Below are 12590 nucleotides of genomic sequence, written 5' to 3'. Positions count from 1 at the left end.
GCCTACGAGGACCGCATGCCGCACCGCGCGCAGGTGCGGCATGCGGTCCTCGTAGGCGGGCTCGTCGTAGTCCGAGCGCACACCGAAGCCGAGTCCGCGCAGCCCCCCGTCGTCCGCGCGGCCGTACGACGGGTCGTGGGGGCGGCCGTGCGACGGGTCGTGGGGGCGGCCGTGCGACGGGTCGTGGGGGCGGCCGTGCGMSSSGTCGTGGGGGCGGCCGTGCGCGCCGTCGTGGGGGTTGGCCGGGCGCGCGGCGACCGCGGGGTCCCCGAGGGGGTCGGGGATTTTCGGTATGGGGGTTGTGGAGTTTGTCGATGAACCGTGGGGGGTCATCGCCACATGCGAACACAAGCACGGCCGTTACTCAAAGTTCCCACCCGGGCCACCTCGTGGCCACCAGCCGCGCGACCAGCGGGGCGTGCCGCCCCTGCTGCTACCGTCGACCGGGGACGGCGGACAGCTTCCGCGGGGAGCTGACAGGAGAGGTGGCGGCGCACGGTGGCACGCAGCAGCGGCGGCAGCGCGGGAGTGGTCGTGGCCGGGCTGACCGCAGCGGCACTGGCCGTGATCGGGTTCTTCGCCTACCAGGCCTCGGCCGCCCAGGACCGCGCCGAGCGGCCGTCCGCCGCGAAGACGGCCAAGCCGTCCCCCGGTGACGACGGCGGCGACGACGCGAAGGGCCACGCCCCCTCCAAGAAGGAGACGGCGCTGCCGGCCCGCTCCGGTGAGGGTCTGCGCGTCGTCTACGCGCTGGAACGGCAGCGGGTGTGGCTGGTCGGCAAGGACGGCAAGGCCACCCGCACGTTCGAGGTCGCGCCCAGCTCCGTCAGCCCGCAGCCGGGCACCTACGAGGTCACGTCGCGCTCCTCGCACGTGAAGGGCTCCGACGGGGTGCCCGTGGAGAACGTCGTCCGGTTCGCCAGCGTCGACGGCGTCACCATCGGCTTCAGCGCCGCGCTCGACGGCTCCACCCCCGACCCGGACACCTCGCGCAAGACGGGCGGCATCCGCGAGAAGCGCAAGGACGGCGAGGCGCTGTGGCTGCACGCGCCCATCGGGACCCGCGTCGTCGTGGTGAACTGACGCGTGTCGTCGTGGTGAACTGACGCGCGTCGTCGTGGTGAGCTGACGCGGTCGTGGTGGTGAGCTGACGCGTCGACCGGCACGCACGGCCACCGGCCTCGGTGGCGACGTCAGCGCCGGGGCGGGGCCCCCGCGCCGGCTTCGCCGCCGGGCGCGGTCTCCGACGGGGGGCTGGAGACCGCAGCCGCGGCAGCGCAGGAGGCGAGCAGCTCGCTCATGGGCGGAGTGCCGGGCACCGGCGCCGTTCCTTCGGCGGGCGCCGCGTCGTCCCGCTCCGGCTGGTGCCCGGGATTCTGTGCGGTCATGGCTCCTCCAGGGGCATCAGCACGGCGGCACTTAGGTATACCTAACCGTGCTCTCACCTCCCATGGGACCATGCACCGCACCGACCGCGCAACATCTTGCCGACACCCTGTCGGAACGAGACTGCGGTGGCCTCCGGCGTCCTCGCGGGGGCCGTGACGTCTGCGGCGGATGTGACGGTGACGGATGTGACGGATGTGGCGGGCAGGCCGGGAGCGGACCACTCAGACCAGGGGCGCCAGGTCCTCCCCCGCCCAGCGCCGACCCACTCCGACGAGGGTGACGGTCCGCACATCCCCGGCGGCGTCGTCGTCGGCACCGGCGGCCTCCGCCCCCATCGCGCGGGAGATGACGACCTGCAGCCGGTCCTCGGTCAGCTCCTCGACCTTGCCCTCGCCCCACTCCACGACGACCACCGACTCGGGCAGCGACACGTCGAGGTCCAGGTCCTCCATCTCCTCCAGGCCGCCGCCGAGCCGGTAGGCGTCGACGTGGACGAGGGGCGGCCCGTCCGTCAGCGACGGGTGGACGCGGGCGATGACGAACGTGGGCGACGTCACGGCGCCGCGCACCCCCATGCCCTCGCCCAGCCCCCGGGTCAACGTCGTCTTACCCGCGCCGAGTTCACCCGTGAGCATGACGAGGTCACCGGCGCGCAGCAGCCCCGCGAGACGTACGCCGAGGGCGCGCATGCCCTCCGCGGTCGGCACGGTGACGGTGACCTCCTGCCGCGTACCGCCGTGCGCGGGGCCCTCAGGGGCGGGGTGGCCTGCGTGCGGGGTCTGCGGGGGCGGGGCGGGATGCTGGTGGTGCGGTGCTTCCATGCGTCCGGATGGTACGCGCCAGCAACCGGGCCAGGTGGCCGTTGACCTCCTCGGGGCGCTCCAGCATGAGCAGGTGGCCCGTCGCCTCCAGGAGCACGAAAGCGGCGCGCGGCAGCGCCGCCGCGATGCGTTCGCTGTGCTCACTCGGGGTCATCAGGTCGCGGTCCCCGGCCAGCACCAGCGCCCGCGGTCCGCAGGCTCCGCCGAAGGCCGCCAGCGCCGCCGTCTTCTCGTGCTCGGCGAACGCGGGGTAGAAGTCCGCGACCACGTCCACCGGAACCGACTCGATCAGCCGCTCGGCGAACCGGGCCACACCCGGGTCGACCTCCCGGGGGCTGCCGAACGAGTACCGCTTCACCAGCCCGGCGAACACGTCCGCGCTCGCCCGGCGCCCCCGCTCCACCAGCTCGGAACGGGCGGCCAGCGCGCGCAGCACCCCGGGCACCACCCGCCGCACCGCGCGCGCCCCGGCCGCCGGGAGGCCGTAGGTCACCTCCGCGAGGCCGCCCGCGCTGGTGCCCAGGAGCGCGACGCCCGCGACGCGCTCGGCGACGTACTCCGGGTACTGCGCGGCGAGCGCCATCAGCGTCATCCCGCCCATCGAGTGCCCGACCAGCACCAGGGGGCCTTCCGGTGCGGCGGCGTCGAGGACGGCCTTCAGGTCGCGCCCCAGCAGATCGATGGAGACCGGCTCCCCCACCGGTGCACGCGCCGAGCGCCCGTGACTGCGCTGGTCCCAGTAGACGCAGCGCACCTTCCCGCGCAGCGCGGCCCGCTGGAAGTGCCACACGTCCTGGCCGAGGCAGTAGCCGTGCGAGAAGACCACGGTGGGCGGCGGCCCGTCACCCCCGGTACCGGCCCCATACCCGGCTCCTGAACCGGCTCCTGAACCGGCCCTTGGCCCGGCCCCGCCTTCGTCGCTGCCGCCACGCTCGTCGCTGTGGCCGCTCTCGTCGCTGTGGACACTCGCGTCGCTGCCGCCACGTTCGTCGCTGCCGCCGCCGACGACCGCGTCGGCCGGGTTCTGGGAGGCGTCCTGCGGGAAGTCCCGCGGCTCGTCCGTCTCGTAGTACAGCTCCGTGCCGTCTTCAGCCCCGACACTGCCGGGGGTGCCGCGCAGCGAGCCGTAGGGGGCGGTGGCGTCGAGCGTGAGCCGTGCTCTGCGGCGGACGGCGCGGTGGACGGTGAGGCGTTCGAGGGCGACACCGGCGGCCACGATCCCCAGGGCGGCGCCGGCCAGACCCGCCCTGCGCGGCCAGCCCCCGCCACCGGCTGCCGGCGGCGCGGGCGGCGCGCCGGAGGGCGTGCGGGCCCCCGAGGCGGCGGCTTCCGCCGTGCGCCACGCCTGCCGGGCCGCGGCCACGGCCCCCGCCGCATCGGCCGCGTGCACCGCAGTCCACGCCCTGCCGTCCTCGTCCATGGCCGCCCTCGTCCCTCGTCCGTGCGCGTACGTCCTGGTCACCCGCGCTGGTGACCCGCCTGCTCACAGGTTCTGCTCACACGTCCCGCTCGCAGGTCCTGCTCACAGGTTCTGGTCACACGTCCTGGTTCGCGTATACCCGCGGCACACGGGGGCTGATCCGGGTGACGATCTCGTAGGAGATGGTGCCCGCCGCGCGTGCCCAGTCCTCCGCCGTCGGCTCGCCCTGGTCGCCGGGGCCGAAGAGGACGGCGCGGTCGCCGGCGGAGGCGGTGTCACCGCCCAGATCGACGACGAACTGGTCCATGGCGAGGCGCCCGGCCACCGTGCGCCACTTGTCCGCCACTAGCACGGGGCCGCCGCCGGAGGCGTGCCGCGGCAGGCCGTCGCCGTAACCGAGCGGGACGAGCCCCAAGGTCGTCTCGCCCGGTGTGGTGTAGGTGTGCCCGTAACTGACGCCGTGCCCGCCCGGCACCCGCTTGACGAGGGCGAGCGAGGCGCTGAGCGTCATGGCCGGACGCAGACCGAGATCCTCGGCGGTGCCGACCTCGGGGGACGGCGAGAGGCCGTAGACGGAGACGCCGGGGCGCACCAGGTCGAAGTGGGACGCGGGGAGCGTGAGCGTCGCGGGCGAGTTCGCGTGGTGGCGCACCTCCGGGTCGAGCCCGGCCCGCTCCGCGACGGCCAGGGCCGTGTGGAAGGCGGCGAGCTGCGCGGCGTTGGCCGGGTGGCCCGGTTCGTCGGCACAGGCGAAGTGCGACCAGACGCCGGTCACCCGCACGGCGCCCTCCGCCTCGGCCGCGCGGGCCGCGGCCACCAGCTGGGGCCAGTCGGCGGGCTGGCAGCCGCTGCGTCCGAGCCCGGTGTCGGCCTTCAGGTGCACGCGGGCCGTCCGCCCGGTCACGCGGGCGGCGGCGACGATCTCGGCGAGCGCCCAGGTGCTGCTCGCGGAGACGTCGATGTCCCGCCTGAGGGCCTCCTGCCAGGGGCCGCCAGGCGTCCACAGCCAGCACATGAGGCGGCCCTGGTCCCCGGAGTCCCGCAGCGCGAAGGCCTCCTGCGGGGTGGCGGTGCCGATCCAGGTGGCCCCCGCCTGGCGGGCGGCCCGTGCGCAGGCCGCGGCGCCGTGCCCGTAGCCGTCCGCTTTGACGACCGCCATCAGCTCGGCGCCCGGCGCGTACCCGCGCAGCGTGCGCACGTTGTGCCGCACGGCCGCCAGGTCGATCTCGGCCCGCGCCCGCACGGAGGCCTCGTCCGCCGGGGCCTCATCCCCAGGGGCCTCGTCCCCCCGGGCCCCCTGCCCGGCCGYCCCCCGTACGGGGGCGGCGTGCGGTGCTCCCGTGTCGAGCGCGGTTGCCGCGCCCGAGGGGGCGGGCGCGCGGACGGGGTCGTGGACCTGTGGCGCATCGTTCACCGCTTCAGTGTGGCAGGTCTCCCCGCTGTCCTCGGCCCGCCGGCTCCCCCGCCGGGCGCGACCTGGTGGCGGCCGAACGGCTGGACGGGCGGCCGGACGCGCGGCCGGGAGGCGCGCCCGGGATGCGCGCCCGGGATGCGCGGCCGGGCCATGAGGAGACCGGGCCGTCCGGCGGCTCTTGGTACGCCGGCCACCGGCCCGGCACGCCGCTGCGTACCGGCCGTTCGGCGGCTCTCCGTACACCCGCCACCGGCCCGGCACGCCGCTGCGGCCCTGGCTCGGCCGCGTACCCCGGACAGGCGGCCTGCGGGAGTGGCCCGCGCGGCAGGCCGCAGGTGTGCGGCAGCGGCGCTATCCCGCCCGCAGGATGTCCTGCCACGCGGGCGACAGGGCGTCGGCGACGTCCGTGGCGGCGGGCGGGTCCGGGGCGAGACGTCCCGCGAGACCGTGCACGTACGCGGCGGCGGACGCCGCGTCGCGGGCGGGCAGGCCGGTGGCCAGCAGGCCCCCCGCGAGGCCGGTCAGCACGTCGCCGCTGCCGGCGGTGGCCAGCCACCCCGTCCCGGTGGCGTTCACCCGTACGGGGGGCGCCTGGGCCGCGGGCCCCGCGGGGGGCGCGGCGATCAGCGTCGTGGAGCCCTTGAGCAGCACGGTCGCGCCGGTGTGCGCCGCGAGGTCCCGCGCGGCGGCCAGCCGTCCCGCCTCGACCTTCTCGCGTGCGACGCCCAGCAGCGCGGAGGCCTCGCCCGCATGCGGGGTCAGCAGGGTGGGTGCTGTGCGGGCGCGGACGGTCTCGACCTCCATCAGCCGCAGCCCGTCCGCGTCCACGAGGACGGGGACGTCGGAGGCGAGTACCTCTTCGACGGCGCGCCGCGAGGCCGGTTCGTCGCCGAGGCCCGGGCCGATCGCCCACGCCTGGACGCGGCCCGCGTGCTGCGGCGGCCCCTCGGAGACCAGGGTCTCGGGGAAGCGCGCGATGACCGCGTCCTGGCCGGGCCCGACGTAGCGCACGGCTCCGGCGCCGCTGCGCAGGGCGCCCGCGACGGCCAGCACGGCGGCGCCCGGATAGCGCGCCGAGCCGGCGACGACGCCGACGACGCCGCGCCGGTACTTGTCGCTCTCCGCCGTGGGGTGCGGCAGCAGCGCGGCCACGTCCGCGTGCTGGAGCGCCTCGACGTCGGGCGTGGCGGGCAGGTGGGGGCCGAGGCCGATGTCGATCAGCCGTACGGCGCCGGCGTGCTCGCGCGCCGGATCGATCAGCAGACCGGTCTTGTACGCGCCGAAGGTGACCGTGGCGGCGGCGTTCACGGCCGCGCCGGCCACCTCGCCGGTGTCGGCGTCCACCCCGCTGGGCAGGTCGACCGCGACGAGGGGCACCCCGGCCTCGCGTACCGCGTCGGCCAACTCCACGGCGGCGGGCCGCAGTCCTCCCCTGCCGCCGATGCCGACGATGCCGTCGACCACCAGGTCGGCCCGCGCGAAGAGGTCGCCGAGCGGTTCGGCGGTGCCCTCGACGACCGCTCCGGGTGCCACCACCGTGCGCCCCGAAGCGGCCCGCAGCGCCGCCAGCCCGCCCTCGTGCGCGCGTTCGGGCGCCAGCAGCACGGCGGTCACTCCGGCACCCCGCCGAGCCAGCCTGGCGCCCGCGTACAGGGCGTCACCGCCGTTGTCGCCGCTGCCCACCAGGAGCACCACGCGCGCGCCGTAGACCCGCCTCAGCAGCCCCGCGCACGCCGCGGCCAGCCCGGCCGCGGCCCGCCGCATCAGCGCGCCCTCGGGCAGCCCCGCCATCAGCTTCCGCTCGGCGGCGCGCACGGTCTCCACGCCGTAACCAGTCCTCATGCCTTCAGTGTGGCCTCTGCCTCAACCGGCCGCGTTCCCAGGGCCCGGGTACGGGCGGGGGCCGGCCGCGCCCGGGTCGCTCTCCGCGACGACGACGGCCGAGGCCACCCCCGCATCGTGCGAGAGGGAGACGTGCCAGCCGGTGACGCCCAGTGCGGCGGCGCGCTCGGCGACCGTGCCGCGCACCCGCAGATACGGCTGCCCCGTCTCGGCGGCACACACCTCGGCGTCCGTCCACCGCAACCCGCCGGGCGCCCCCAGCGCCTTGGCCAGCGCCTCCTTCGCGGCGAACCGTGCGGCCAGCGAGGCCGTGCCGCGCCGCTGACCGCTGGGCAGCCACAGCTCGCGCTCGACGAAGAGCCGGTCCGCCATGGTGGGGGTGCGCTCCAGTGAGGCGGCGAAGCGGTCGATCTCCGCGACGTCGATTCCCACCCCGATGATCACCGCTGTCTCACTCCCGCACCTCGTCGCCTCGCGCCTCGTCGCCTCATGGCCTCGTGTGGCCTGGGTCGCCTCGTTCAGGGCTCCGTGCCACCGCACACCGCCGTCGGGGCGAGGGTACGCGCAGCGCGACCGGGCGCCACGGCACGCTCCCGCGGTTCAGGTCCGCGCGGTCGTCGCGGTCACTGCGCGCGGGCCATGCGCTCTATGGCGTCCTCCATCAGCTCCAGGTACTCCGACTCCTCGCAGCGCGGTTTGCTGCCCATCACGTACAGCTCCAGCGAGTCGGTCAGGTCCTCTGTCAGGTCCTCGTCGGGGAGGCCGTCGGCGAGGTCGCTGTAGACGTGCCCGGCGGAACCGGACAGCTGGTCGGCGCGGGCGGCGCGGGCGGCGCGCCGGATACGGGGGCGGCGTATGCGACTCAAGGGGCGTGACATGAGCGGAACATAGCGGCAATTCCACCCCACGTACACCTTCTGCGGGCCTCTCATCCGATCGCGCTGCCATCCGGGCAGGTCAGGCACGCGCGGCGGCCGTCTCTACCCTGGCCGCCCCGACCGCCCCGACCGCCCCGACCGCCACGGCGGTGACCGCCCGGAAGGTGAGCGCCCCGGAGGTGACCGCCCCGGAGGTGAGCGCTCTGTGGCGACCCCGCAGAATGGCGGACGTGTCCACGAAGCCGTACGTCGACCTCAGCCGCGCGGACTGGAGCGCCCTGCGCGAGCGCACGCCCCTCCCGCTGACCGCCGCCGAGGTCGAGGCCCTGCGCGGACTCGGTGACGTCATCGACCTCGACGAGGTGCGGGACATCTACCTGCCGCTGGCCCGGCTGCTACACCTGTACGTCGAGGCCACACACGGGCTGCGCAGAGCGCTCAACACCTTCCTCACCGACCCCCGCTCCCCCGGCAGGTCAGCGCCGCAGCGCGGCACCCCCTTCGTCATCGGGGTCGCCGGCAGTGTCGCCGTCGGCAAGTCCACGGTCTCCCGGCTCCTGCAGGCGCTGCTCGCCCGCCCCCAGCCCCCGGCCGAGGGGCACCCGCAGCCGGAAGCGCCGCGCGTCGAACGCGTGACCACCGACGGCTTCCTGCTGCCCAAGGCCGAACTGGAGCGGCGCGGACTGATGTCCCGCAAAGGCTTCCCCGAGTCCTACGACCGCCGCGCCCTCACCCGCTTCGTGGCCGACGTCAAGGCCGGCAAGCCCGAGGTGACGGCCCCCGTCTACTCACACCTGGTCTACGACATCGTCCCCGGCGAACACCTGACCGTGCGCCGCCCCGACATCCTGATCATCGAGGGCCTCAACGTCCTCCAGCCCGCGCTGCCGGGCAAGGACAACCGCACCCGGGTGGCCGTCGCCGACTACTTCGACTTCTCCGTGTACGTGGACGCGCGCACCGCGGACATCGAGCGGTGGTACCTGCACCGCTTCCGCGAGCTGCGCCGGACGGCCTTCCAGAACCCGCGCTCGTACTTCCACCCCTACACCGGCGTCAGCGAGGAAGAGGCCCTCGACTACGCCCGCGCCACCTGGCGCACGATCAACGAACCCAACCTCCGCGAGAACATAGCCCCCACCCGCGGCCGTGCGACACTCCAGCTCCACAAGGGCCCCGACCACAAGGTGGAGCGGCTGTCGCTGCGGAAGCTGTGAGGGGCCCCGCACGCAGCCTCCGCGCACGCAGCCCCTCCGGCGCCCGGCCTCAGCCCAGCGCGCGCTTGACCACGTCCGCGAGCCGTCCGGCCACCGCCCGCGCGTGCTCGATGTCGGCGGCCTCCACCATCACCCGCACCAGCGGTTCGGTCCCCGAGGGCCGCAGCAGCACCCGCCCGGTCTCCCCCAGCTCCCGCTCCGCGTCGGCGACGGCGGACAGCAGCTCGGAGGCGGACTCGACCCGCGACTTGTCCACGTCGGACACGTTCACCAGTACCTGCGGCAGCCGCTCCATGACCCCGGCCAGCTCGGCCAGACCGCGTCCCGAAGCCGCGACGCGGGCGGCCAGCATGAGCCCGGTGAGGGTGCCGTCGCCCGTGGTGGCGTGATCGAGGACGATCACGTGCCCGGACTGCTCACCGCCCAGCGAGAACCCGCCGTGCTTCATCTCCTCCAGCACGTAGCGGTCGCCGACCGCCGTGCGGGCCAGCTCGATCCCCTCGCGCTCCATGGCCAGCTTGAAGCCGAGGTTGGACATCACCGTGGCGACGACGGTGTCCTTGCGCAGCTGCCCGGCCTCCTTCATGGCCAGGGCCAGCACCGCGAGGATCTGGTCCCCGTCCACCTCGTGCCCGTCGGCGTCGACGGCCAGGCAGCGGTCCGCGTCGCCGTCGTGCGCGACGCCGAGGTCGGCGCCGTGCCGCACGACCGCGTCGCGCAGCCCGTCGAGGTGGGTGGAGCCGCAGTCGTCGTTGATGTTGAGCCCGTCGGGGTCGGTGCCGATGGTCACCACATCCGCGCCGGCCCGCGCGAAGGCCTCGGGAGAGACCCGCGCCGCGGCGCCGTGCGCCCCGTCGATGACGACCTTCAGCCCGTCCAGCCGGTTGGGCAGCACGCCGACGAGGTGGGCGACGTAGTTGTCGAAGCCCTCGTCGTAGTCCTTGACCCGGCCGACACCCGCGCCGATCGGACGCTCCCACGCCTGGCCGCCCGCGTGCTCGCGGTAGAGGGCCTCGATCCGGTCCTCCAGCTCGTCGGCCAGCTTGTGGCCGCCGCGGGCGAAGAACTTGATGCCGTTGTCGGGCATCGGGTTGTGGCTGGCCGACAGCATCACGCCCAGGTCCGCGCCGAGGGAGCCGGTCAGGTAGGCGACGGCCGGGGTGGGCAGCACGCCGACGCGCAGCACGTCCACCCCCGCGCTGGCCAGGCCGGCCACGACGGCGGCCTCCAGGAACTCGCCGGAGGCACGCGGATCCCGTCCGACGACGGCCACCGGACGGGCGCCGTCCTGCGCCGCCTCCGCGCTCGCCCCCGCCTTCGCCTCGGTCAGCACGTGGGCCGCCGCGACGGACAGCCCGAGCGCCAGCTCGGCCGTCAGCCCCGCGTTCGCGACACCGCGTACACCGTCGGTTCCGAAGAGTCGTGCCACTGTCGTTCCTCCGAGTTCTCCGGGCGTTCACCGGGCGGGCGTGGGAAGCCCGGCACACCAGATATACGCCCCGTTGTCAGCGTGGCGGCGCGGGCACCGCCACTCAAGCCCGCAGAGCGGCCCGGATGCCCGAACGCGCACCCGCCCGTCCGTGCGCCCGCACGCCCCGGCGAGGGGATGCCGGTCCTGACCCCGGCGAGGGGAACGGATGCCCCGACGGCACCCGATACGACGGATGCCCCGTCGGCACCGGTGTGTGGTGCCGACGGGGCATCCGGGAAGGATCCAGCTCCAGCGAGCGCCGCCTCAGCGCTTGCTGTACTGCGTGCCCTTACGGGCCTTCTTGAGACCGGCCTTCTTGCGCTCGACCGCACGGGCGTCACGCGTGAGGAACCCGGCCTTCTTCAGCGGGCCGCGGTTGTTGTCCGCGTCCGCCTCGTTCAGCGCGCGGGCCACGCCCAGGCGCAGGGCGCCGGCCTGGCCCGAGATGCCGCCGCCGGAGATGCGGGCGACGACGTCGTAGCGGTCGTCGAGCTCCAGAACCTTGAAGGGCTCGTTGACTTCCTGCTGGTGCACCTTGTTGGGGAAGTACCCCTCCAGGGTGCGCCCGTTGATCTTCCACTGGCCCGAGCCCGGGATGATGCGGACACGGGCGATGGCGTTCTTCCGGCGACCGGTGCCGGCGGCCGGCTGCGGGTCGCCGAACCGGGAGGCCATGGACTCGGAGGTGTACTCCTGCGGGGCCTCGGGGGTCTCGGTCGTGTACTCCTCGACGCCCTCGACGGGGGTCTCGGCGGTGGTCTCGGCCACGATTCTCCTCAGCTTTTCTTCAGTCTTAGGGGGTGGCCGGACTTACTGCGCGACCTGGCTGATCTCGAACGGCACGGGCTGCTGCGCACCGTGGGGGTGCTGCTCGCCCGCGTAGACCTTCAGCTTCGAGAGCATCTGACGGCCCAGAGCGTTCTTGGGGAGCATGCCCTTGACGGCCTTCTCCACCGCCTTCTCCGGGTTCTTGTCCAGCAGCTCGTCGTAGCGGACGGAGCGCAGACCACCCGGGTAACCGGAGTGCCGGTAGGCCATCTTCTGGGTCCGCTTGTTGCCCGACAGGTGCACCTTGTCGGCGTTGACGATGATGACGAAGTCACCGGTGTCGACGTGGGGCGCGTAGGTGGGCTTGTGCTTACCGCGCAGGAGAGTGGCGGCCTGAGAGGCCAGACGGCCGAGGACGACGTCCTGGGCGTCGATCACGTGCCACTGGCGCTGGATGTCGCCGGGCTTGGGGCTGTACGTACGCACGGTCGTAGCCTTCGCTTCTCTCAATGATGGGGTCCTGACAGCGGGCCAACCAGGCAGATCACGACAGGCGAGACCACGCACGGTGACGCATCCGCAGGTGATCGCTGGTCATCGACCGGTAGGCCGGGTGTAAAGACCCCCCACGTGAGAACAGGCAAGCCAATACACACAACGATCCAGCAGAATACCGGCCCTCCCCTGTACGGGTCAAAACCACCCCGGCCGCCGCCCGGTCCGGCTACCGCCGCACCGGAAACGGCTCGGTATCGATCCCGACGCTCCGGCCGTCCGCCAGCCGCAGTGCGACCGGCTCACCGAAGGGGATCTCCGTCCGTTCCGCGTAGCCGGTGGGCTGCGGGTCCTCCAGCAGCGTGCAGACGGCCGTGAACGGGTCGACGATCAGGTAGGCCGCGATACCGAAGCGCGCGTACTTCGCCACCTTGGTGACGTAGTCGTTGGCGTCGCCCTTGATCGAGACGAACTCGACGGCGGCCAGCACGTCGGTACACACGTAGCGGTTGCCGTGCGGCACGGCGTCGGGCGTCAGCAGCGCCACGTCGGGGGCGAGTGAGGTCTCACCGGGAAAGTCCACGAACACGTCCGACGCCGTCTTGAGGTTCTTGCCGAAGCGCTCACGCACCTGGCTGCGGATCTCGAACACGGTGTCGTCCTGGTCCGGCCCCTGGGGGGTCATGACCACCCTCCCGTCGATGACCTCAACCACGTAGCCCTCGGTCTTGATGTCGGCAGCGGGATTCCGCCGGAGGTCTTCGAGCACAGACATCCGCCGCTCCTCTCTCTGCTGGACCGTGGCACCTAATGATCCCACGCGGAGCCCGGTGCGGGCCAGCGTCGTCGGCCTTCCCCACCGCACCCGCCCCCAC

13 protein-coding genes and 1 pseudogene are annotated in these 12590 nt (G+C 74.2%); 2 read left to right on the top strand and 12 right to left on the bottom strand.

Features of this window, described 5'->3' with window-relative positions; genetic code table 11:
- Positions 1 to 333, bottom strand: a pseudogene (locus tag AB8Z75_RS23270) (DUF2993 domain-containing protein); the annotation flags it as partial.
- Positions 334 to 498: 165 nt separating this feature from the next.
- On the opposite strand from AB8Z75_RS23270, the gene AB8Z75_RS23265 reads away from it, so the two are divergent.
- On the top strand, positions 499 to 1083 hold the full coding sequence (locus AB8Z75_RS23265) for a L,D-transpeptidase (RefSeq protein WP_369205039.1): 585 nt from the start codon (positions 499 to 501) through the stop codon (positions 1081 to 1083).
- A gap of 110 nt (positions 1084 to 1193) precedes the next feature.
- Here the strand turns inward: AB8Z75_RS23265 and AB8Z75_RS23260 are convergent, their stop codons facing one another.
- The 7 genes from AB8Z75_RS23260 to AB8Z75_RS23230 form a co-directional block, all read right to left on the bottom strand.
- Entirely contained in the window at positions 1194 to 1388 is a 195-nt protein-coding gene (locus tag AB8Z75_RS23260) for a hypothetical protein (protein ID WP_369205037.1), read from the bottom strand.
- Between the two features lie 222 nt (positions 1389 to 1610).
- Entirely contained in the window at positions 1611 to 2210 is a 600-nt protein-coding gene (gene tsaE, locus AB8Z75_RS23255) for a tRNA (adenosine(37)-N6)-threonylcarbamoyltransferase complex ATPase subunit type 1 TsaE (RefSeq protein WP_369205035.1), read from the bottom strand.
- Positions 2140 to 3630, bottom strand: coding sequence for an alpha/beta fold hydrolase (locus AB8Z75_RS23250; protein WP_369205033.1), 1491 nt, complete (start codon positions 3628 to 3630; stop codon positions 2140 to 2142). Before AB8Z75_RS23250 ends, tsaE begins: the two co-directional genes overlap by 71 nt.
- Before the next feature lie 115 nt (positions 3631 to 3745).
- On the bottom strand, positions 3746 to 4873 hold the full coding sequence (gene alr, locus AB8Z75_RS23245; protein WP_369205041.1) for an alanine racemase: 1128 nt from the start codon (positions 4871 to 4873) through the stop codon (positions 3746 to 3748).
- 522 nt (positions 4874 to 5395) lie between these two features.
- Positions 5396 to 6886 carry an NAD(P)H-hydrate dehydratase gene (locus tag AB8Z75_RS23240; RefSeq protein ID WP_369205031.1) on the bottom strand — a complete coding sequence of 497 codons (1491 nt, stop codon included), beginning with the start codon at positions 6884 to 6886 and terminating at the stop codon, positions 5396 to 5398.
- Between the two features lie 21 nt (positions 6887 to 6907).
- Positions 6908 to 7330 (bottom strand): holo-ACP synthase, encoded by a 423-nt coding sequence (locus AB8Z75_RS23235; RefSeq protein WP_369205029.1) that lies wholly within the window; start codon positions 7328 to 7330, stop codon positions 6908 to 6910.
- Positions 7331 to 7509: 179 nt separating this feature from the next.
- Complete coding sequence (locus AB8Z75_RS23230; RefSeq protein ID WP_369205027.1) at positions 7510 to 7764, bottom strand: hypothetical protein; 255 nt, start codon at positions 7762 to 7764, stop codon at positions 7510 to 7512.
- 221 nt (positions 7765 to 7985) lie between these two features.
- Between AB8Z75_RS23230 and coaA the strand changes: the two genes are divergently transcribed.
- Positions 7986 to 8981, top strand: a complete 996-nt coding sequence (coaA, locus tag AB8Z75_RS23225) for a type I pantothenate kinase (RefSeq protein ID WP_369205025.1) — start codon at positions 7986 to 7988, stop codon at positions 8979 to 8981.
- 49 nt (positions 8982 to 9030) lie between these two features.
- On the opposite strand, the gene glmM is transcribed toward coaA, so the two are convergent.
- From glmM to AB8Z75_RS23205, 4 genes are all read right to left on the bottom strand, one after another.
- The gene (gene glmM / locus AB8Z75_RS23220; protein WP_369205023.1) at positions 9031 to 10410 is read right to left on the bottom strand and encodes a phosphoglucosamine mutase; all 1380 of its coding nucleotides are present in this window, start codon (positions 10408 to 10410) and stop codon (positions 9031 to 9033) included.
- A 306-nt stretch (positions 10411 to 10716) separates the two neighbouring features.
- The gene (gene rpsI, locus AB8Z75_RS23215; protein ID WP_114015389.1) at positions 10717 to 11220 is read right to left on the bottom strand and encodes a 30S ribosomal protein S9; all 504 of its coding nucleotides are present in this window, start codon (positions 11218 to 11220) and stop codon (positions 10717 to 10719) included.
- A gap of 42 nt (positions 11221 to 11262) precedes the next feature.
- Positions 11263 to 11706 (bottom strand): 50S ribosomal protein L13, encoded by a 444-nt coding sequence (rplM, locus tag AB8Z75_RS23210; protein ID WP_114015388.1) that lies wholly within the window; start codon positions 11704 to 11706, stop codon positions 11263 to 11265.
- Positions 11707 to 11944: 238 nt separating this feature from the next.
- The gene (locus AB8Z75_RS23205) at positions 11945 to 12490 is read right to left on the bottom strand and encodes a Uma2 family endonuclease (RefSeq protein WP_369205021.1); all 546 of its coding nucleotides are present in this window, start codon (positions 12488 to 12490) and stop codon (positions 11945 to 11947) included.
- Between the last annotated feature and the right edge of the window lie 100 nt (positions 12491 to 12590).

The sequence above is a fragment of the Streptomyces sp. PU-14G genome, from assembly GCF_041028275.1.
Classification (GTDB): Bacteria; Actinomycetota; Actinomycetes; order Streptomycetales; family Streptomycetaceae; genus Streptomyces.
This window is presented reverse-complemented; position numbering and strand designations above follow the sequence as displayed.

What these genes read in the sequence shown, in the direction of transcription:
- tsaE (WP_369205035.1), bottom strand. Translation starts at nt 2,210, where the DNA reads ATGGAAGCACCGCACCACCAGCATCCCGCCCCGCCCCCGCAGACCCCG.
- coaA (WP_369205025.1), top strand. Translation starts at nt 7,986, where the DNA reads ATGGCGGACGTGTCCACGAAGCCGTACGTCGACCTCAGCCGCGCGGAC.
- AB8Z75_RS23260 (WP_369205037.1), bottom strand. Translation starts at nt 1,388, where the DNA reads ATGACCGCACAGAATCCCGGGCACCAGCCGGAGCGGGACGACGCGGCG.
- AB8Z75_RS23205 (WP_369205021.1), bottom strand. Translation starts at nt 12,490, where the DNA reads ATGTCTGTGCTCGAAGACCTCCGGCGGAATCCCGCTGCCGACATCAAG.
- AB8Z75_RS23230 (WP_369205027.1), bottom strand. Translation starts at nt 7,764, where the DNA reads ATGTCACGCCCCTTGAGTCGCATACGCCGCCCCCGTATCCGGCGCGCC.
- AB8Z75_RS23240 (WP_369205031.1), bottom strand. Translation starts at nt 6,886, where the DNA reads ATGAGGACTGGTTACGGCGTGGAGACCGTGCGCGCCGCCGAGCGGAAG.
- AB8Z75_RS23250 (WP_369205033.1), bottom strand. Translation starts at nt 3,630, where the DNA reads ATGGACGAGGACGGCAGGGCGTGGACTGCGGTGCACGCGGCCGATGCG.